The organism is Nonomuraea sp. NPDC059194 (assembly GCF_042754765.1).
GTDB lineage: Bacteria > Actinomycetota > Actinomycetes > Streptosporangiales > Streptosporangiaceae > Nonomuraea.
The window spans coordinates 1-20,041 of the sequence record NZ_JBHZBH010000020.1 but is presented as its reverse complement, the minus strand read 5'-3'; the positions used below and the strand labels follow the sequence as shown (position 1 = coordinate 20,041).

General features: G+C 67.7%; 20 protein-coding genes. 11 read left to right on the top strand and 9 right to left on the bottom strand.

Annotation, left to right across the window (positions count from 1 at the left end; all coding sequences use genetic code 11):
• Positions 1-51 precede the first annotated feature (51 nt).
• Together ACFXJ8_RS23735 and ACFXJ8_RS23730 are read left to right on the top strand one after the other, a co-directional pair.
• Positions 52-3,330, top strand: coding sequence for a S8 family serine peptidase (locus ACFXJ8_RS23735; RefSeq protein ID WP_379646120.1), 3,279 nt, complete (start codon positions 52-54; stop codon positions 3,328-3,330).
• 128 nt (positions 3,331-3,458) lie between these two features.
• Positions 3,459-4,448, top strand: a complete 990-nt coding sequence (locus ACFXJ8_RS23730) for a hypothetical protein (protein ID WP_379646119.1) — start codon at positions 3,459-3,461, stop codon at positions 4,446-4,448.
• 84 nt (positions 4,449-4,532) lie between these two features.
• Here the strand turns inward: ACFXJ8_RS23730 and ACFXJ8_RS23725 are convergent, their stop codons facing one another.
• Positions 4,533-5,090, bottom strand: coding sequence for a GAF domain-containing protein (locus ACFXJ8_RS23725; RefSeq protein WP_379646118.1), 558 nt, complete (start codon positions 5,088-5,090; stop codon positions 4,533-4,535).
• A gap of 544 nt (positions 5,091-5,634) precedes the next feature.
• Here ACFXJ8_RS23725 and ACFXJ8_RS23720 point away from each other — a divergent pair.
• From ACFXJ8_RS23720 to ACFXJ8_RS23685, 8 genes are all read left to right on the top strand, one after another.
• The gene (locus ACFXJ8_RS23720) at positions 5,635-7,143 is read left to right on the top strand and encodes a sensor histidine kinase (RefSeq protein WP_379646256.1); all 1,509 of its coding nucleotides are present in this window, start codon (positions 5,635-5,637) and stop codon (positions 7,141-7,143) included.
• Between the two features lie 28 nt (positions 7,144-7,171).
• The gene (locus ACFXJ8_RS23715; RefSeq protein ID WP_379646117.1) at positions 7,172-7,618 is read left to right on the top strand and encodes a roadblock/LC7 domain-containing protein; all 447 of its coding nucleotides are present in this window, start codon (positions 7,172-7,174) and stop codon (positions 7,616-7,618) included.
• Positions 7,605-7,973, top strand: coding sequence for a DUF742 domain-containing protein (locus ACFXJ8_RS23710; protein WP_379646116.1), 369 nt, complete (start codon positions 7,605-7,607; stop codon positions 7,971-7,973). The genes ACFXJ8_RS23715 and ACFXJ8_RS23710 overlap by 14 nt, the downstream gene beginning before the upstream one ends.
• Positions 7,954-8,535, top strand: coding sequence for an ATP/GTP-binding protein (locus ACFXJ8_RS23705; RefSeq protein ID WP_379646115.1), 582 nt, complete (start codon positions 7,954-7,956; stop codon positions 8,533-8,535). Before ACFXJ8_RS23710 ends, ACFXJ8_RS23705 begins: the two co-directional genes overlap by 20 nt.
• 185 nt (positions 8,536-8,720) lie before the next feature.
• Entirely contained in the window at positions 8,721-10,616 is a 1,896-nt protein-coding gene (locus tag ACFXJ8_RS23700; RefSeq protein ID WP_379646114.1) for a helix-turn-helix domain-containing protein, read from the top strand.
• A gap of 127 nt (positions 10,617-10,743) precedes the next feature.
• The gene (locus ACFXJ8_RS23695; protein ID WP_379646113.1) at positions 10,744-11,199 is read left to right on the top strand and encodes an ATP-binding protein; all 456 of its coding nucleotides are present in this window, start codon (positions 10,744-10,746) and stop codon (positions 11,197-11,199) included.
• Between the two features lie 76 nt (positions 11,200-11,275).
• Complete coding sequence (locus tag ACFXJ8_RS23690; RefSeq protein ID WP_379646112.1) at positions 11,276-12,310, top strand: DUF4331 family protein; 1,035 nt, start codon at positions 11,276-11,278, stop codon at positions 12,308-12,310.
• 246 nt (positions 12,311-12,556) lie between these two features.
• Positions 12,557-12,829 carry a hypothetical protein gene (locus tag ACFXJ8_RS23685; protein WP_379646111.1) on the top strand — a complete coding sequence of 91 codons (273 nt, stop codon included), beginning with the start codon at positions 12,557-12,559 and terminating at the stop codon, positions 12,827-12,829.
• Between the two features lie 54 nt (positions 12,830-12,883).
• Here the strand turns inward: ACFXJ8_RS23685 and ACFXJ8_RS23680 are convergent, their stop codons facing one another.
• From ACFXJ8_RS23680 to ACFXJ8_RS23670, 3 genes are all read right to left on the bottom strand, one after another.
• Entirely contained in the window at positions 12,884-13,429 is a 546-nt protein-coding gene (locus tag ACFXJ8_RS23680; RefSeq protein WP_379646110.1) for a dihydrofolate reductase family protein, read from the bottom strand.
• A gap of 57 nt (positions 13,430-13,486) precedes the next feature.
• Positions 13,487-14,188 (bottom strand): helix-turn-helix domain-containing protein, encoded by a 702-nt coding sequence (locus ACFXJ8_RS23675; RefSeq protein ID WP_379646109.1) that lies wholly within the window; start codon positions 14,186-14,188, stop codon positions 13,487-13,489.
• A gap of 84 nt (positions 14,189-14,272) precedes the next feature.
• A complete protein-coding gene (locus ACFXJ8_RS23670; protein ID WP_379646108.1) occupies positions 14,273-14,710 on the bottom strand; it encodes an SgcJ/EcaC family oxidoreductase in 438 nt (145 codons plus the stop codon).
• A 91-nt stretch (positions 14,711-14,801) separates the two neighbouring features.
• On the opposite strand from ACFXJ8_RS23670, the gene ACFXJ8_RS23665 reads away from it, so the two are divergent.
• On the top strand, positions 14,802-15,290 hold the full coding sequence (locus tag ACFXJ8_RS23665; protein ID WP_379646107.1) for a MarR family winged helix-turn-helix transcriptional regulator: 489 nt from the start codon (positions 14,802-14,804) through the stop codon (positions 15,288-15,290).
• Positions 15,291-15,500: 210 nt separating this feature from the next.
• On the opposite strand, the gene ACFXJ8_RS23660 is transcribed toward ACFXJ8_RS23665, so the two are convergent.
• The 5 genes from ACFXJ8_RS23660 to ACFXJ8_RS23640 form a co-directional block, all read right to left on the bottom strand.
• Complete coding sequence (locus tag ACFXJ8_RS23660; protein WP_379646106.1) at positions 15,501-17,432, bottom strand: ricin-type beta-trefoil lectin domain protein; 1,932 nt, start codon at positions 17,430-17,432, stop codon at positions 15,501-15,503.
• 203 nt (positions 17,433-17,635) lie between these two features.
• Positions 17,636-18,277, bottom strand: coding sequence for a hypothetical protein (locus ACFXJ8_RS23655; protein ID WP_379646105.1), 642 nt, complete (start codon positions 18,275-18,277; stop codon positions 17,636-17,638).
• On the bottom strand, positions 18,277-18,477 hold the full coding sequence (locus ACFXJ8_RS23650; protein WP_379646104.1) for a hypothetical protein: 201 nt from the start codon (positions 18,475-18,477) through the stop codon (positions 18,277-18,279). Before ACFXJ8_RS23650 ends, ACFXJ8_RS23655 begins: the two co-directional genes overlap by 1 nt.
• Before the next feature lie 196 nt (positions 18,478-18,673).
• On the bottom strand, positions 18,674-19,306 hold the full coding sequence (locus tag ACFXJ8_RS23645; RefSeq protein ID WP_379646103.1) for a dihydrofolate reductase family protein: 633 nt from the start codon (positions 19,304-19,306) through the stop codon (positions 18,674-18,676).
• Positions 19,307-19,660: 354 nt separating this feature from the next.
• The coding region (locus ACFXJ8_RS23640) for a dihydrofolate reductase family protein (RefSeq protein ID WP_379646102.1) at positions 19,661-20,041 on the bottom strand (381 nt) is incomplete at its 5' end.

Here is a 20,041-nt window from a genome sequence, read left to right as displayed (position 1 = left end):
GGTTCTCTGAGATCTTTGCCGCGATCACCCGACTCCCCCCAGGAGGCCCCCATGTCACTGCGGACGCGCCTTGGCGTGTCGGCGCTGGCCATGGCCGCGCTCATCCCGATGGCCGGACCCGCCATCGCGGACCCGGCATCCCCCACCGCCGCCCCCGTTCCCGGCCTCCAGGGCCACAAAGCGAGCACCGCAAGCGTCACCCTGATCACCGGCGACCGCGCCGAACTCACCACCGGAGCCGACGGCAAGACCGCCGTGCACCTGTACACCGACGAGCCCTACGCCACCCGCCAGGACGGCGACGACCTCTACGTGGTGCCGCGCAGCGCCGCCCGGCTGATCGCCGCCGGACGGCTCGACGAGCGCCTGTTCAACATCAGCGGCCTGGTACGCCAGGGCTACGACGATGCCCGCTCGACCAAGGTGCCGCTCATCGTCCAGGGCGCCACCGCACTGCCCTACTCGGCCGTCGCGACCCCGCTCGGTTCGGGGGCGGCAGCCGTACAGGTCGAAAAGAAGGAGACAGGAGCGTTCTTCGACGCCCTGACCGCCGCCCGCTCGCAGTCCAAGATCTGGCTCGACGGCAAGGTCAAGGGCTTCGACCTGGACCCGGGCACCGGCGTCGGCCAGACAGGGGCCGAGCAGGCATGGGCCGCCGGCTTCGACGGCAGCGGGACGACCGTCGCCGTGCTCGACTCCGGCCACGACCCCCAGCACCCCGACCTGCGCGGTCGGCTGGCCGGGGAGCAGGACTTCACCGGCCTCGGCAGCGCCGCCGACGAGATCGGCCACGGCACCCACGTCGCCTCCACCATCCTGGGCACCGGCGCCGCCGACGCCACGCGCAAGGGCATGGCTCCCGGCGCGAAGCTGCTGGCCGGGCGCGTGCTCGACTGGGGCGGCTACGGCCAGGAGTCGTGGATCATCGCGGGCATGGAGTGGGCGGTCGCCCAGGGCGCCGACGTCGTCAACATGAGCCTGGGCAGCACCGAGATCACCGACTGCACCGACCCGCTGGCCGCCGCCGCGCAGCGGTTGTCCCAGCAGGCCAAGACGCTCTTCGTCGTGGCCGCCGGCAACCAGGGGCTGCGCCAGACGGTCTCCTCGCCCGGCTGCGCCGAGGGCGTGCTGACCGTGGGCGCGCTGGACGCCGAGGGCAAGACCGCCGCCTTCTCCAGCCGCGGCCCGGCCACCGACGCCGCGCACCTGGTCAAGCCCGAGATCGCCGCACCCGGTGTGGAGATCGTGGGCGCCGCGCTCGGCAGCGTTGCCGGCATGCACTACACCAAGATGTCCGGCACCTCGATGGCGGCCCCGCACGTCGCAGGAGCCGCAGCCCTGCTGCGTCAGGCGCACCCCGACTGGAGCGCCCAGCAGCTCAAGGCCGCCCTCGTCTCCGGCGTCAAGCCGCGGGCCAAGGACGGCGTCTACGCCCAGGGCGCGGGCGAGCTGTCCGTACCCGGCGCCCTGGCCGCCACCGTCCAGGGCCCCGGCACGGTCAGCCTGGGCGCGCTGGCCTGGCCGCACTCCAAGGGCCAGCGGGCGACCAAGGAGATCGTCTACACCAACCTCGGTGACCGCCAGGTCCGCCTCCAGCTCCGCATCGACGACGTCGCGGGCAAGGGCGGCAACCGCGTGCCGTCCCGCGCCTTCAAGCTCGGCGCCCACCAGGTCGTCGTGCCCGCGCACGGCACCGCCAGCGTCGAGGTGACCGGCGACGCCGGCGTCCCCATCCAGGACAAGGCGTTCGGGGAGATCGGCGCGCGCGTGCTGGCCACCGGCCGCGGCGTCTCCGTCACCACGGCGGTCGGCTTCTGGGCCGAGCCCGAGCAGGTCACCCTGACCGTCAAGGCCACCGGCCGCGACGGCGGTAACCCCGAGGCCCCGAGCTACCTCGACGTCATCGCGCTCGACGAGGTCGCCGCCGTCCGCACCTACCTCGACGGCACCGGCGAGCAGAGCTACACCCTGCCGGTCGGCCGCTACGCGCTCAGCGCCTTCGTCTTCGGCGGCGAAACGCTGAGCTACCTGGGCGACCCGGAGCTGGAGCTGTCGAAGGACACGACCGTCGTCTTCGACGCGCGCACCGCCCAGCGCATCACCGCGACCACTGACCGGCCCAGCACCATCGTGGGCGGCACCCTGCAGTACGGCCGCTGGTGGGACCGCTACCAGATCGGCGGCGGCGCGGTCGCCGGCCAGGCCGAGTACTACGCCGCGCCCACCGACAGGGCCCGCACCGGCGGCTTCGAGCTGGTCGAGCACCTGCGCGCCACCTTCGACGGCGGCGTCTACAACCTCGCCTTCGTCGAGGAGGGCAGGGTCGGCCGCTCGCAGGCCCGCGTCGTGCGCGACCGCGACCTCGCCCAGGTCAAGGAGAGCTGGTACGGCAGGGCCGCCGACGAGCCGGGCGGCGACCTGATGCAGCTGTACCGTCCCTGGTCGGACGCCGCCTTCAGCACCTACACCGTGGACGCGAACGTGCCGGGCGAGCGCCTGTCGCTCTACTCGCCCGGCCAGACCTTCCGCCAGATCACCTACCGCGGCGCCAACCTGCTGTTCCGCGAGACCTGGTACGACCTGCCCCGCGTCTACACCCGAGGCCAGCAGCGCGAGACCACCTGGTTCCGCATGGTCTCGATGAACGGCGTCTTCCCCGCCTCCGACCAGGCCGGGACGCGCATCGCCGAACGCCAGGCCGGCCTGATCGGGTACTCCTCGGCCACCTGGAAGGACGCCGAGCCCGGCCACTTCGGCTCGGGTGCCTACTTCGGCGACGTCGGCAACCTCAAGCTGCTGCGCGACGGGAAGGAGGTCGGGTCCAGCGGGTGGCCCTTCGGCCAGTTCCTGGTCGAGGACGGCGCCTACGAGCTGCGCAGCACCATGATGCGCTTCCGCGCCGAGACCACCGGCGACCAGGGCGCGCTGGTCCGCACGTCCTACCGCTTCACCACCACCAGGCCGCCCGGCGAGGAGGTCGCGGCCCTGCCGTTCCTCACCGTCCGTTACGACGCCGAGGTCGACACCCGCAACACGGCCGCGCCCCTCACCGGCTTCCCGGTCACGCTCGACGTGCGCGGACAGGTGGACTACAACCCGGGCAGCATCGCCAAGGTGCGAGCCTGGACAGCCACCGACGACCAGGCGGTCTGGAACGACGACCAGGCCGCCTGGACCGAGGTGCCGGTCGCGATGGAGAACGGCAAGTGGGTCGCCAAGGTGGACAACGCCGCGGCGACCGGCAAGCACGTCTCCATCCGCGTCGACGCGGTGGACGCGCACGGCAACGGCCTGGCGCAGGTCGTCTCGCGGCTGTACGCGGTCAGGTAGCCGGTTCGTTACTAATAGGAAACCTGCTCGCCAGCCTGCCACTCCACTGTCGTGCATGGTCAGGGCCGTAGTGGCAGTCCACTTAGCAGGTTTCCTATTAGTACGGGCACCGGGCATACTCGGCGCCCGTGACCCAGAAGGAAGTTCGCGACGACGTGGATCTCCGGGCGCTCGGTCTCGACCGGGCCGAGGAACGCGCCTACCGGGCGTTGATCGACCTGGGCGCCGCCGCGCCCGAGGTGCTCGCCGACCGGCTCAGGCTGGCCGAGGGCGAGACGCGCAGCCTGCTGCGCCGCCTGGAGTCACTCGGGCTGGCCTCGCCGTCCGGGGCCGACCTCGATCGGTACGTCGCCTCCGCTCCCGACGTGGCGCTGCGCGCGATGCTCGTGCAGCGCCACGACGAGCTCCGCCGTACCGAACTGGCGGTCTCCGAGCTGACCGAGCTCTACCGCCGCGCCGCCGGCGGGCGCACGGTCAGCGACCTGGTCGAGGTGGTCACCGGGGCCGGGGCCACCCGGCAGCGGTTCGAGCAGCTCCAGCGCGGCGCGGAGCACGAGGTGCTGGCCTTCGTCACCGAAAGCCCCATGGTGATGTCGGCCGAGGAGAACCTCGCCGAAGACGCCGCGGTACGGCGGGGCGTGCGCTACCGCGTGATCATCGAACGCGCCGTGCTCGACCAGCCGGGGGGCCTGCGCCGCGCCGAACTGGCCACCGCCCAGGGCGAGGAGATCGCGGTGGTGGATTCCCTGCCGATGAAGCTCGTCATCGCCGACCGGTCGGTGGCGCTGGTGCCGCTCACCTCCGCCGGGCAGGAGCCCGGCGCGGTCGTCGTGCACGCCAGCGGCCTGCTCGACGCGCTCATCAGCCTCTTCGACTGGGCGTGGGACCGGGCCGGGGCGCTCCACCTCGCGCCCGGCGAGAAGCCGGGCGGGATCGCCGCCTCCGACGCCAAGATCCTCGCCCTGCTGTTCGCCGGGCTGACCGACGAGGCCGTGGCCAAGCAGCTCGGCCTGTCCCCGCGCACCGTGCAGCGCCGCGTGCGCCACCTGATGGATCTGTCCGGCGCGGTCACCCGCCTCCAGCTCGGACGGCACGCGACCGAGCGCGGCTGGGTCTGAGGCCCGGCGGGTTCTGGCCGGTGGCCGGGTCATGGTCTGCGCTGTGAGCGACGTGCTGCTCCGCGGTCGCTGTGCGTCGGCCGCTCACGCTCTCCCGGAGGCGGCATCCCGAGCGTATCCGGGCCCCTTCAGCAGACTGGCCCGCTGATGGATCCTCTCCACCAGCTCTGCGGCCCGGGCCTTGATGAACGCGACCCCCTCCGTGCCCCAGTCGTGAGGCTTGGTGTCCACGACGCAGATGGTGCCCAGGGTCCCCGTCTGGTCGATCAACGGGGCGCCCAGGTAGGCGCGAACCCCGATCTCGTCCACCACCGGGTTGCCGGCGAAGAGGTGATAGTCCATCACTTCGTCCAACGCCATCGCATGCTTCCTCGTCACCACGTACATGCAGTAACCGTGGTCGCAGGCCATTGTTCGGAGCGGATCCCTCGCCGCGTCGACGCCCCGGTCGAGCGAGGAGGGATACAAGCCGGCGAAATACTGCCGCGTCGGGCCGATGATGTTGACCATGGCGAAAGGCGCCGCCAGCTCGTGGGCCAGGGCCCGGGCGAACTCGTCGAACTCAGGGTCGGGCTCCTCCCTGATGCCCAGCTCCTGGAGCCGGGCAGCGCGTTGAGGCGCTTCCTCGTCGATGGGAGTCACGAGGCGGAAGGCAGAGGGAAGGCTCATCACAGGCTCCTGTCTTGTTACCTGGCCGTTCCCGATCGTGGATCGCGGCCATCGGCTCGGAGGATATATGTAGGTGATCGCGAACTTGGGGCAGACCTGGCAGCCGCCTCGCGCAGCCGTACCCGCTTTGAGATGCACCGTTGACTGGACACACCCTGATCCAGGGATGTAGTACTGGTGGCCGACTCCGTCCTGCTGAGGCTCGCCGCAGGTTGCAGTTGGGCCTGCAGTTGGGGTTGTGGTCCAGCCGCGGACTCCCGCGTCAACCCCTGCCGACCGAACGCTGTATCACCTTAAATGCCGGATTGATCGATATGTGTGCAGATGACTCAGTATGGTGACTTCTGTTGACCGATCACCTGTACCAAGGACGCCGATGTCTGAGCCTCCCCTGCCTCCCGCTGCCCCCGAACGCCATGACGTCGGAAGCGATGGCAGGCCATCCGGCCACGGTAGACGTCCTCCGATCAGCAGTCGTGCCTTCCATCTGTGCATTTCCATCCTCCCCGCAGTCTTGATGGCGTGCCTGGGGCTGATCGCGGTGGCGGCACTGATCGTGGCGGGACCCCCGTCGCTGACGGCTTGGCCGATACTGGCCGTCATCGCCGGGCTGGCGGTGGCGGTCATGTGCGCCACTGTCATCGCGGCGGACAAGGCGACTCAGCGCGAGCGTCAGATAGCCGGTCGTTCGGCCTTCCTGGCCAACGACCTGCGGCGGCGGCTCAGCGAGCTGGGGTTCCTGGTGTCCCGTGGCCGGCAAGAACTGCAGGGCCTGGCTGAGCGGATCGAGGCCGGTGAGGCTCCCGCACAACGCGGCGTCGACCTCCGGCCCGCAGCGACCGGCGACCCCATCGTGCTCCTCGCGCATGAACTCCAGCAAGCTCAGAACGAGGCCTGGAACGCTGTGATCAACGCGGCGAGCCCGAAACCCAGTGGTGGTCCCGCGCAGCGAGTCGAGGTCTTCGTCAACCTTGCCCGGCGAATGCAGTCACTGACCCACCGGGCGATGAGGGGACTCGACGAGCTGGAGAACCAGGTCGAGGATCCGGAGCTGCTCAAGGGCCTGTTCAGGGTCGATCACCTCAATACTCGCCTGCGCCGACAGGCCGAGAGCCTCGCTGTGGTCGGTGGGGCCGCCTCGCGGCGTCAGTGGAGCAGGCCGGTGACCATGTACGAGATCATGCGCTCGGCCATCGCCGAGGTCGAGCACTACAGTCGCGTCAAAGTGATGCCGCCGGTCGAGGGGGCTCTGGACGGCGGCGCCGCCGCGAACGTCATCCACCTGCTCGCCGAGCTTGTCGAGAACGCCACCAAGTTCTCGCCGCCGCACACGCAGGTGATCCTCCGCGCGGAAGCCGTTACCGCCGGCTTGGCCATCGAGATCGAGGACCGCGGCCTCGGTATTCCTGGGGAAACCAGGCATCGGCTGAACGACCTGCTCACCGATCCGGATCGGATCGATGTCAACGAATTGCTGCAGGAGGGCCGCATCGGACTGCTCGTGGTGTCCGCCCTCTCACGTCGGCACAAAATCGTGGTAAGGCTGCAGACCAACCTCTACGGCGGCACCCAGGCCATCGTCGTGATCCCGAATGAGTTGATCGCTGCAGAAGCGCAGGCAACGCCACCCGAGTCCGCCAAACCCGCGCCGCCCCTCTCGTCGATGCCTTTCTCCGGTTCTGGAAAGAACGCCGTGCAGCAGACTCCGGCGCTGGGCGACCACGATGCCGGTGTCCGCCTTGACGGTCCGTCCGAGGCATGGAGGAAGCAGAGCGCCGGTGTGCCCGCCGGGCGAACGGACGGGCGGACCGGCCTCGGCCCTCCGAGAGGTCACGGCCAACGCCCGGAACTGCCGAGGCGTCGCCGTCAGAAGAACATGGCACCCGAGCTCCTCAACGCTCCCGCACCCCAGGACGACGATGCGGACATCGGCCACGATCACGGGCTGATGGCGGCATTCATGAAGGGGATGCGCAGTGGCCAGGACGAGGACCTGAAAGACGGGACTGGTAACACCGGTTCGTAGGACATCACAAACCTAGAAGGAGCGTCCATTGAGCGCCGTCTCTTCAAACCAGGCTCCGGATCTTGCCTGGCTACTGAAGGGCCTGTCCCAGGAGGTCCCTGCCATTCGTGGCAGTGTGTTGCTGACGTCCGACGGAATGATGAAAGCCACCCACGGCCTTGACCGGGAAAGCTCGGAATATCTCGCGGCACTCGCCTCCGGGCTCTTTTCCATGGCACGGAGCGCCGGTACCAAATTCGACGGCGGCAACGAAGTCCGCCAGGTCGTGGCTGAACTCAAGTCCAGCCAGCTGTTCATCTCGTGGGCCGGCTACAACTCGGTTCTCGCGGTGCTGGCGGGGGGCGGCGCCGACCCGGCTGTCGTTGGTCTTGAGATGGCTCGGCTGATCAGGGCCGTCCGGCCCTTCCTGGACACAGCGACCCGCCCGCCGGCGACCGGCCCTGGCAACAGAACCGATGAACATGACAGTCGGTGACGACAAAGTATGGCTCGATGACGAGGCCGGCCCGCTGATCCGCCCATACACAGTGAACGCGGGCCGCACCCGCCCGACTGTGGAACTGGATCTGCTCTCATTGGTGGTCACCACGGGCCGGGGTAACCCGGACGTCGATCCGGAACACGTCAAGGTGCTCGAACTGTGCCGCACGCCGATCTCGGTGACCGAGGTGGCGGCGTACATGCGACTTCCGGTCATGGTCACCAAGGTCCTCCTCGCCGATTTGGTGGACTGTGGAGCCATATCCACCTGGACATCGTCTCCTTCGTCCAGCCACGTCACCGACCGAGTTCTCCTGGAGAAGCTGCTCGATGGCCTACAACGAATCTGAGGCGTTCCCCACCCAGGTCAAGATTCTGATCGCGGGTGGATTCGGCGTCGGAAAGACGACCTTCGTCGGCGCGACGAGCGAGATCGAGCCACTGAGCACGGAAGAACTCATCACTGCGGCCAGCGTGGGTATCGACAATCTCAGCATGACAGCGGACAAGTCGACGACCACCGTCGCATTTGACTTCGGCCGCATCACCATTCAGCAGCATAATATCGTGCTTTACCTGTTCGGAACGCCTGGGCAGGAGCGCTTCTGGTTCATGTGGGACGAGCTGTCCGCCGGCGCGCTTGGTGCTGTTGTACTGGCCGACACCCGTCGGATGCAGGAATGTTTCGCCGCCGTCGACTTCTTCGAGAATCGGGGCATTCCATTCCTCATCGCGGTCAACGAGTTCGATGATGCGTTTCCCTATGAGCCGGAAGAGGTACGAGCCGCACTCGAACTCGACTCAACCGTGCCGATCGTGTTGTGCGACGCACGGGATCCCCGTTCCGCGGCATCGGTGCTCCGGTCCCTGATCCAGCATCTCCTCGCCGCCGCGCTTTCCCCGTCCGCCTGATCCCGCCGGCATCCCGGGCATCGCCCGCGCCTGCACGATGGCGGAACGGAGCAACGGCAGGAACACCAAACCACCGCATGATGGGCATTAACTGTGCAACATTGTGCAGATGACTGCGGCGATCAGTTGCGGTCTGCTGCTACGTACGTCGGGAGGCGTCCAGGCGGTGCCGGGGAGGAGCGCACATGCCAACACTCGGCGCTCTGGTGAGGCGGTCCGAGCTGTGCCTGCGATTCGTGGACGGCGAGGATGCGCTCCGGTACGGCGAGCGCCCGGTGGAGGCGGTCGCCGAAGGGGCCTGGGCGATGGACACGGCGATCGCCGCCCGAAATGACTCGCTGAGAAATGTCCTGCTCATCCTGCCCGTGGCAGATCACGCGGGGTCCGGAGAAGCGCAGAAGGCTGGGAAACTCATCCGTTGGCCGGATCTCGAAGGGGTCGCCGGTGTGATTCTGGCCGGCTCCGCCGGATGCGATGGGGTACCGGAGGAGTTGGTGGTGGCCGCCCGGCGATATGGCGTTCCGCTGCTGACGGTCCCGGACGACGTGCCGCAGGCCTGGGCCCGGATCTTCCCGGTCATTCGGCAGGAACAACAGCGTGAGCTCCGCCAGCACGCCGATCAGCTGAAGGCGATGCAACGACTGGCGATGGAGCCGGACGGTCTCCGTCGTCTCCTGCGGTGGCTGGCGCGGCAGATTTCCGGGTACGCGGTACTGGTCGACTCCACCGGCACGCCGCTGTACTCGTTCCCTGAGGCGCCGGTGGAGCTGCTCGCCCAGGCGGGCGAGGACATCCAGCGCGTCGTCACCAAGCGGACCCGATCAGCCGCCGTCTATCTGAAGTCTCAGGTGGCCCACATCCTGTCCATCGGCGGCGAGGAGCCCAGCGCGATTCTCGTCGTCGCCCGAGAGGCACCCTTCCCGTCGCCGCTGCGGAGCCTTGTGGCCGATGCCGCGAGCCTTCTCTGGCTGCGATGGCGGGTGGAGGAGCTCGGTCGACATGGACGCCAGGTCGATCTGGCAGAGGGTCACAGCCGTGAGGCAGCTCTGCACCTGCTCATGCTCGGCAATATCCACGGGGCACGGCGCGTCACCGAGGCGCTGGGTTCGCGGCTTCCCGATTTCACCCGCGTGTACATCGTGGAGTGCCCGGCAGGACTTAGAGATGACTATGCCGGTATGTGCTCCGATGTCACCGGCGGCCGCGCCTGGATAGTGCGCTGTCCCGTCTACGCGCGCCACCTCATCGTGCTGGCTCCGGCCGATTCCGAAGAGGCGGACGCCCCGCTGGACCAAGCGCTGCGCACGCTTGCGGCGAGTCGGCCAGGCTGCTACGTCGGAGCAGGCCAGATAGTGGCCCTACGGGATACGGCGGCGGGGTACGAACAGGCATTTCACGCGTTGGCGGTCGCCCGGGGCATTCCCGCGCGCTGCGCGACGTTCAGCTCCCGCGAGGACATAACGGCGCTCCTGGGCCCCGGTGGCCGCCGGTGGGCGATGAAAGCGTTGCGGCCGCTGCTCGTCTACCGCCCTGAGCGTCGTCAGGACCCCGACTCCGAGGAACTGAGGGCCACCCTCGCGTCGTGGCTCGCCTTCTACAACGGAGCGACGAAGCAGCTGAAGATCCACCGCAACACCCTCTCTGCCCGGCTGCGCCACATCGAACGGCTGCTGGGTTGTGACTTGAGCGATCTCAGGACACAGTCGGAGTTGCAGCTCGCACTGCGGCTCCTCGATCAGTCGCCGCGACACACGATGAGCGAACCTGATGAGGTGACTCTGGACGTCCTCCTCGACACGCCCGAGACGCTCCACTGGGCGCAGGCCCATCTGTCCTCGCTACGTAAAGGCGAGCCGCGTCTGCTGGAGACGCTGCGGACCTGGCTGAGCAGCAATGCCCGGCTGGACATGACCGCGTCGGTGCTGGGGCTGTCCGTGCCTGCCACCCGCAAGCGCCTCGTCCGCATCGAAGGCGTCCTCGCACGGTCTCTTCTGAACGCGCCGTCCGCACGGTACGACATGGTGCTCGCCTTCCGGATACTCGATCGTCGGGCCATGCCACCGAAGCAGGAGATCGCCTGAGGGCAACTCATCCCATTACCCGGCTGGCACGACGTGCTGACTCGGCAGCGCGAAACCGGCGGCACGCGTCACTGTGCAAAGAGAAACCGGAAGCGGGCGTCCTGGGCGACCTAGGATCGGAAACTCCATGACGAGCAACCGAGGACTGTCTTATTCGGCGGTGGTAATGATCAGGGCACTTCAGGAAAGGTATACGTCCTACAGTTGGCACCTGGAGGGCTTTACTCCGGTCACCGCCCGCCGAGCTGTGGAAGAGACCCTGTTCCTCTGGGGAATGCCTGCGGAGAGCGTCGACGACGCGATGTTGATCGCTTCCGAGATCGCCACGAACGCCGCCATGCACGTGCGCCCCGAGCTGCGACGCGCAGGATTCATCCACGCTCACATCGGCCAGTCGAGTGACACACTGCGCTTCGAGATCGCTGATCCCGACCCTCGGACTCCCAGGTTGATCCAGGCGACAAGCGACGACGAGCAGTATCGCGGCCTGATCATCGTGGACGCCCTGGCGAAAGATTGGGGCTTCTACCGGGCTTCCATGGGCCTCGGCAAGATCGTCTGGTGGACGCAGGCCGTCATCTAGCACACGTGATGCCTACCTGCGGGCCTCCGTGGAGGCGCGGAGTCCTGCCGTACATCAATAACTCCTGAGGAGAAGCATGTCCCATCATCTGGACTCCCCCCTTGCCCGCCAGGACCAGCGCCTTGACATCAGCGACGTATACGTTTTCCGGGGCACACTGGGAACCGTCTTCATCATCAATGTCAACCCGCTGTCCGGGCAAGACGGTTTCCATCCTGAGGCTCTCTACGAGTTCAAGATCGATACTGATGGTGATGCAGTCGAAGACATCACGTTCCGGGCTTCATTCGGTGCGCTCGAACCCGATGGCCGCCAGTCGATCGAGATCCACAGGCTGGAGGGACCGGCTGCCCGTGACCGAGACGCCACCGGGGTGATCGTGGCCCGGGGACATACCGAAGAGGAGATCACCGGCGAGGTTGGTGTGCGGGTCTGGGCAGGCTCGGCCGCGGAGCCGTTCTATATCGAGGGTTCGGTCATCGGAGCGGTTGTGAAGGCCGTCGCGACCTCAAGCCCGCTCGACCTGAGCGGCTATGACCGCGACAATCCGGCGAACGTCTTCGCCGGCACCAATGTGAGCTCCATCGTGCTCGAGGTGCCGGACAGTACGTTCGGCGCGGCCTCCATCGGGTTCTGGGGAACGAGCGTCCTCGCAACCGACGCCGGCGGTTGGCGCCAGATCAACCGTTGCGCGCAGCCGTTGATAAACACGATCTTCAACCCGGACGACACCCAGCGCTCCAGCGACTACAACACCACCCAGCCGAACGAGGATCGCATCATCTACGGGCCTCTCGTCGAGAAACTGGTCGCGGGAGTGGTAGGCGCGATGGGCACCCACCCCGAGCCGTCGGATCACGGCCAGCGGGTGCGCAACCTCATTTTCCCCGACATCCTGCGCTACGAGATCGGGACCCCGGCGAACTTCGGCTTCGCCCGGCGCAACGGTCGGACGCTGACGGACTGCGCGCCTGAAGTCATGTTCGCACTCGTCCTCAACACACCGGTACCGATGGGCCTCAGCAGCAACTCGGCCACGGGGACGCTGCGCCTCGGCTTTCCCTACCTCTCGCCGCCCCTGTCTGTGGCGCCGGACGTGCCGACGGCATAGCGCCGATCAATCATCCATGCAGGTCAGCCGCAGGTCGATGCCCCCCAAGGACACCACTGAGTAGTCGGCGGCCCCGAGGTGCGATTCCTCGGGGTTCCCCTGTCGGGCTCAAGAAGTCGATTCACGTCCGGCGCATAGTCCTCCGTCCCATGGCGGAAAGGACTGAGTCGTGCCGAGCGGCTGGTTCGGGTGGGTCTCGACGCGATTCCTCCGCCGGGTGGACGAGTGCGGTCCGAAGAATCCGAGATGATCCCCGAGACCCCTCCCGAGCGGGCGTCCACGACGTGGGCCGACTTCCTGCGCTCGCCAGCCGACGCCCTCCTGGCCTGCGATTTCATCGAGATCATCACACTCAACGGGCAGCGCCAGAACATCATGACCGTCATCGAGCACGCCACGCTCACCGGTATCCGGATGCCGCGGATGAACTCGATCAGGGAGCGGTGGGTGCAGTCGTGCCGCCGCGAGCTTCTGGACCGCTGCCTGCTGCTGGCGGGCACAGGGTTCCAGCGGTCGTAGAGACATCACGTGCCTGCGGGCCGGGAACCGGAGGGGTCGTTACGGCATGGCAGGTCAGCCGGCGGCCGGGACGTAGCTCAGGTTGAGCACTCCCGTCTCGAACGTCTCGGACTTGACCAGCTTCAGCGGATGCGTCGGGGAGTCCTCGAACAGGCGCTGCCCGTGGCCGACGGCGATGGGGTGGACGAGGAGGTTGAGCTGGTCGAGCAGTCCGTTGGCGAGCAGCCAGCGCACGGTCGTCGCGGAGCCTGACATCTGGATGTCACCGTCGACCTGCTCCTTGAGCGCGCGGATCTCGGCGGCCACGTCGCCCTGGATGAGGGTGGTGTTGGTCCAGTCCGCCTTGTCCAGGGTGCTGGAGACGACCCACTTGCGGGAGCCGTTCATGATCTTGGAGATCTCCTCGTCGCCCTCGGCGGTCGGCCAGTAGGCGGCCCACTCCTCGTACAGCTTGCGGCCCATCAGCATGCCGGCCGAGTTGGCCATGCCGGCCTGGACGGCGGCGCCCATTTCGTCGTTCCAATACGGGAAGTGCCACTGGTCGGGGGACTCGACCACGCCGTCCAGAGCGATGAAGAAATTTGAAATGATCTTAGCCATGGCCGACTCCTTGTCACCGCTGGGTTGGTGAGGAAGAAGGTAGACCGTAAAGCGGGCTCAGGTCTTGTACAGAAGCGACAGCGGTTTCGCCGGGTCGCGGTCGCTGAGCTGCGTGGCGGTGCGCCCCACGTACCGGGTCAGCGACCGCGCCAGGTGCGGCTGGTCGAAGTAGCCGAGCCGGTCGATCACCCCCTGGGGCGGCACGCCTTCCTGGATCAGGACCGCGGCCTGCCGGGCGCGCTCGATCCGCCGGATGGAGCCACGGGTGAGTCCGGTGGACGCGGCGAACCGCCGCTGGAGGGTGCGCTCCGACACCTCCGGCGGGTCGCCGTCCAGGGCCGCGGCGACGACAGGGTCTCGCTCGAGAACGCCCTCGCGCACCATCCGTCGGACGAACTCCTCGGCGTTGTCGTAGTCGGGACGGCGCCAGGTGGATCCTTTCAGCCAGAAGGACCTGCGGGTGCTGCCGGGGATCACGATGGACCCGTCCACGAGCCCGTGGACCGGCAGGTGAGGCATTGAGCTACCGAGGGAGAACACGATCCCGAAGAAGGTGGCGTCCTCGGGCACCGAGGCGGTGCTCGCCGTCGACTCCGGCCCTTGGACGGACGTGCTGACGTGGCCGCAGTGCTCCCAGAAGACCAGGTCCCAGTACGGCGTCGCCACCGAGGCCATCTGATCGACCGCGAAGCTCCGGCTCCGCCACACCCGTTCGATGTACGGCGAATCAGACGACCGGCTCTCGACCTCCAACCCCATCCGCGCAGTGTGCCACGAGATCGGATGAATCGCCCATTGGTCTGAGCGTGCCTCGCGCGGAAACGCGGTTTCGTGCGGCGGGCTCTATCTGGACGGCCTGGTGGCGGGCTGGAACTTGAAGGAGATGGCCTCCATGATCGCCTTATGCTTGGTCTTCTGTACGGCGGCGATACGCCACCTGCCGTCGACGTCGCGGACGACGGTGTACGTGGCGAGCTTGCCGAGCTTCTTGGGCGTGCCCTTGACGACCTCGCCACGGGTGACCGCGACGGCGGTGGCAGTGCCGTACCGGCGGATGTCGAGGATCTCCATGACCAGCCGCGTGTCCTTGAGGAAGCTGTCGAACAGGGCCTGGTGGGCGCGACCGATCTCGGCGCCGCCGTGGTAGACGGTGCCGACGAAGGTGACGTCGGTGGCGTCATCGGTGAAGCAGGCGCCGTAGGCCGCGCCGTCTCCGCGATTCCAGGCGTCCTGGCTGTGCTGGAGGACGGCGCGGATGGCGGCGATGTCGGTGGTGGTCATGGCGTTCCCTCCTCATGGTAGCTTCAAGGAAGAAGTTTCTTCTCTGAAGATTTATCTTCTCTAGGGAAGAGATTAGAGAGTGGGGGATCACGTGTCAACTCCGCGGGAGCGGCTGGACGCCGGCCAGATCTACCGCCATTACCTCAGCGCGGTGCTGCTGCACGGCCACGCGAGCGCCAGGGCGTGCGGTCTCGGTGCGACGGATCTGTACGCGCTGAACATCCTGGAGCTGTCCGGCCCGATGACGCCCGGCGAACTGGGTGGCCGCACCGGGCTGACCACCGGGCCGACCACCCGGCTCATCGACCGGCTGGAGCAGGCCGGATACGTTCGCCGCGTCCCCGCCCCCGACGACCGCCGCAAGGTGATCGTCCAGCCAGTCGGCAAGCCCGCCCAGCTCGACCAGGTCATGGCCCGGGCCCGGCAGGAGATCGGCGACATCCTGGCCGGGTATTCAGTCGAGCAACTCGACGTCCTCTTCGACTACTTCACCCGCGCCGCCCACGCCTACGAGGAGTCCGCCGAGCTCCTGCGCGCTGATTCCGGCCTCCGGGGAGAATCGGATGGGATTCTGGCTTGATCGTCACCGTAGCGACCAACCCCTGAGTCGGCGTTCGCCCAGCGCGACAGATTCTCCGAGTTGCCCGCCTCTCCTGAGGTTCGTGCTGCCGCGTTCCCGGGCCGGCTGCAGCAGCGCCCACTGAGCGTCCCGGTGGCCACGAGGCCTCCGGTATCAGGTTCTTCTTGGTCGATGAACCCTCTACCGGAGGTCTCACGCCTCATCGATCACCTAGTACAGGTCCGCCGTGAGGAACTTCCACGGATCGGGCGTACGGCTCTCGCCGGCCGTCCAGCTGCCCGCCCGCTGCAGGGTCACGGGTGTGTTGTCCGCGGTGCCGGCCGCGCCGATCAGCCACGACGCGTCCTTGCGCGAGGCGTACCCGTCGCCCGCCTGGTTCCACCGCATCGAGTTCGCGTACTGCCCGATGGCCGCCGAGCAGTTGGCCACCTGGATCGGCCGGCCCTGCGCCATCGTGCCGCCCTCGACATCCGCGCACATGCCCCGGTCGGCCAGGTTGTGCAGTTGGCCGGAGACCGCGTTGAACGCCCAGTACTGGTCGGCGTTGCCGTCGCAGGAGTACAGCACCAGGTTCGCGCCGCTCGACGGCGTGGACCCCGGCACGTCCAGGCATTTGCCGGCGATCTTCAGCTGCGTGTAGGTCAGCGCCTTCGTGGCCTCCCAGGTGAACACCTGCCGCTGGTCGGCGCCGTTGCATGCAGCCAGGACGAGGCCGTCGGCGAGGGCGCGTGCCGTACCGGGGAAGGTGGCGCACAGTGACGGCGCGTCGGCGGCGTGCAGGCGCGCGCCGTCGTAGGTCCAGCGCTGCGCGGCGCCGGCGTTGCAGTTCCACACCTGTACGGCGGTGCCGGCGGCGAGGTTGCCGCCGTTGATGTCGGCGCAGCGGTCATGCGACAGCTGGGTGTGCAGCGCCTTGGTGGCAGGGTCGTACCAGAAGGCCTGGTTGCGGGTGCCTTCGCAGGGCCAGGAGACGAGCTTGCGGCCGTTGCGCGAGGAGTTGCCGTCGACGTCCACGCAGTTGCCGGTCGCCGCGTGCCTGAGCTGCTTGAACTCGGCAAGTCCCGCATAGAGTTTCGGGCTGAGCGAGCCGGCCGGGTTCATGCAGGTCGCCTGGGCGGTGTTGGCGTTGAAGAACTGCCGGAGGCAGGCGCCGAACGCGGCGTGGCCGCTGGAGTTCGGGTGGAAGGACTGCCGGACCGCGTTCGGGTCGAAGAAGTCGCCGTTGACCGCGTGCAGTCCGGTCACCCAGGTGGTGTCCTGGCAGACCTCGGTGCCGTGGAAGAGGCGGCTGGTGTCGAGGTAGCGGGCGCCGGCCTGGGCCGCGGCCCTGCGGATGCCGGTCTCGAAGACGGGCACCGCCTTGTTGCGCGCGAAGGCCAGATCGGACAGGTAACCGAGGCAGCCGCCGTTGTACCAGCCGGGGAAGTTCGGGTTGTCCTCGACGTCGGGGCTGGCCGGGCCCGGGTACGACATGGTGATCAGCTGGTAGTCGGAGGGCGCGTACCCCGCGTCGGCCATGATCTGCTTGACGTCGGTGAGCGCCTTGGCCACCCGCGGCACGATGAAGTCGACGCGCTGCACCCAGGTCGGGTCCTGGCTGGGCCAGCAGTTGCCCTGGAACAGCACCCGCCGCTCCACGCAGGCGGTCATGGTGGGGCCGAACTCCGGGCCGCCGTTGTCGTTGGCGCCGACCACCACGGTGATCATCCGGATCCGGGTGTTGCGTGCCTTGATGGCCAGGTTGTCGCCCTGGTTCAGCTCCTCGTACTGGTGCGTGCCGCCGATGGTGATGTCGTTGGTCTGGGCGCCCGAGCAGGACAGGTTGTAGGTGACGTCGGCGGGGATGCCGGTGACGTGGATGGCCGCCTTGGTGGAGCGGTGGCACCAGTTGTCGGGACCGTCGGTGCCGGGTTCGTAGAGGGAACGGTCGACGGCGCCCTCGCCGGAGATCTCGCTGTCGCCGAGCGACGTGAGGGAGGTCTTGCGCTGGTCGAGCGGGCGGATGGCGTCGTCGCCGTACAGCTTGACGGCTTCCGCCTTGCGGATGGTCTCCAGGTTCGGGGGGAGCGGGGTGGACGTGGCGGCCTGCGCTGGGGCGGTGAGGACGGTGAGCGCTGTCAGGAGAGCAAGGGGTAAGTACATGGGGGGTGACCTCTCGCTAATATGAGCACTACTCATAAGTAACCTCAGATTCCACAAAATGTGAACAGGGATCAGGTGGGCGTTTCTGTAACGGATCTGTCGGTGCCGTGACTGCTGGAGGACCTGCAACGCGCTCCCGCGGTCACCGGTAAGGGCGGCGACGTCGAACGCACGGTGGGCTACCGCTGGGCCAACGCGATCACTCATCCTTTGGGATCTGATGGTCCCGCGGCCGGTTCGATCGCCAGTGGTGTGGTGACGTCGCCGGTGATCTGGTGCCAATGAGTGAGGGTGTAGTCGAGCTGCCTCGCCAGACGGGGGACGGTCGCCGGGGGCAGATAGGCCTCAGCGCCGGCGTCGAGCAGGCGTTGGACCGGGCCGGGGTAGTTGACTCCGAGCTCGTGGTCCTCGATTTCGGTGATGATGACACGAGCTTTCGGGAACATCGATCGGAGGCCGGCGATCAGCTGCGGGCTGCCTGGTGGTGCCAGCAGCACGTCGGCCGTTGCGGGAGCCGCGAGCATGTCGAGCACGATGTAGTCCGCCCCCAGTTGGGTGGACAGCGACATCCGGGCCGCCTTTGACAGCTTCATCGCGGTGGCGACGACGGTCACGTTGTCGTAGTCGATCGGTGGTTGTTCGTCGGCCGCCTCTGGCGTGCCGGGATCGACGATGGCGCCGTGGAGCACGTCGACGGTGCTGGAAATCGTCGCGATCGACTGGCCGTCCCGCGTGATGACCAGGTCCGCACCAGGCTCGAGGGCCTCAATGAGTGCCACGATGTCCTCGGGAAGGCGGGCCACGTCGATCCGCTGCGCGGCCTTCGCGGTCCGCTTGCCGGCCATCAGACCCGGAAAGAGCTCAGGGCGGCGACGGCGAGGGCCGGTTGCATGTCATGCGTCCACCGCTCGACCCTCTTGTGGGGCCGCATGCCGCCCACGTGCTGCCTGACCTCGGGATCGCCTTCCCGCGCCGTGCGCAGCACCAGCGGATCCGACTCCGTGACAGCGGCGGGCAAAGTCGGCAGCGTCGTCACAGCGTTCAATCCTCCACACCCTCGGTTCCGGCTCTGGTGGCGAGCCTACGTCGGCGTTGATCGCTATGGGTGGAACGGACTGCTCCGTGCTGATCGGGCGCCGGCCGGCCGGGCCATACGAGATGGAACGCCGCGCTGCTGCCCGCGCCGAGCTCACGCAGGGCCTGGCCGCCAGCATGAAGGCCGTGCCGGCCCGACGAGGTGTCTATTTCACGTGCTTCATGTCGGTCGTGGCCGTTCCGTACTGCGGGCGCCCGGTGGGCCGGTAGACCTGGACCGTCACCCCGCTGGGAGTGGCCCGCGATTCGACCAGTTCGAGCGCTTTGTCCGGGCCGGTGTCGGGGAACAGCCGCGTGCCCTGGCCGACGACCACGGGGAAGGTGAGCAGGGTGATCTCGTCGACAAGGTCGTTGTCGAGCAGCCACCGGATCAGCGTGCGGCTGCCGTGCACCTGCAGCTCGCCTCCCGGCTTGGCTCTCAGCTCGCCGACGGCGGCCGCGACCTCACTGGAGAGGACGGTCGTGTTCGCCCACCGCGGGTCGGTGAGCGTGGTCGATGCCACGTACTTGGGCAGCGTGTTCAACGCCACCGCGATGGGGTTGTCGCCCGGATCTGCCATTGCTCCCCAGGAGCCGGCGAAGATCTCGTAGGTCCGCCGGCCGAACAGGAACGCGTCGGCGCGCAGGTAGACCTGGTTGACGAACGTCGCTGTCTCGTTGTCGAAGTGCGGCACGCCCCATCCGCCGCGCTCGAATCCGCCGCTGCGGTCCTCATCCGGCCCGCCGATCCCCTGCATCACTCCGTCGACGGAGACGAACGTGGTGGTCGTCAGCTTCATGATCGCGATTTCCTTCTCTTCGGTCTGGTCGTCGTCCCGTGCTGCTGTGCCTTCCCCGAACCAGGGGTTCAACCCACATAAGCCCGCAACCGTTCACGCTGGTCAGACGTCAGGAGAGGACGGAGGAGAAGTTGTCCAGCTGGACTCAGGTGATCTTGCTCGGCGAGACGGTAGCCGAAGTCCGCCGGTCGGTCGCTGAGACCGAAGCCCAGCAGGTCCACCATCAGCGTGCGCCGACCGGCCAGCGGCGGCAGGGTCATCACGTGCGTGAAGTACGCCGCCGCCTGCGGGGTTCGGCACCGGCGATCTCCACCCATCGCATCCTTGAGCCGTCAGGCCCGGCTGTCGCGTCTCTCAGGCGGGCTGGTAGTGCAGGTTCACGACACCGGACTTGAAGGTGGTCGAATCGACCAGCTTGACCGGCAGGCGACCGGTGTTCTCGTCGAACAGCCGGGTTCCGGTGCCGAGCACGATCGGGTGGACCATCAGGTGGAGCTCATCGATGAGGCCCGCCCGCAGCAGCGCCCTGGTCAGCGTGATGCTGCCGGTGATGCTGATGTTCTTGCCGGGCAGCTTCTTGATCCTCTCCAGCTCGTCGATCACGTCTCCGCTGATCACAGTGGAGTTGTTCCACTCCGCCGTCCGCAGGGTGGTGGAGACGACCAGCTTGCGGATGGTGTTCAGCTGGTCGGCCATCTCGCCGCTCTGGTGGGGCCAGACCGCGGCGAAGGACTC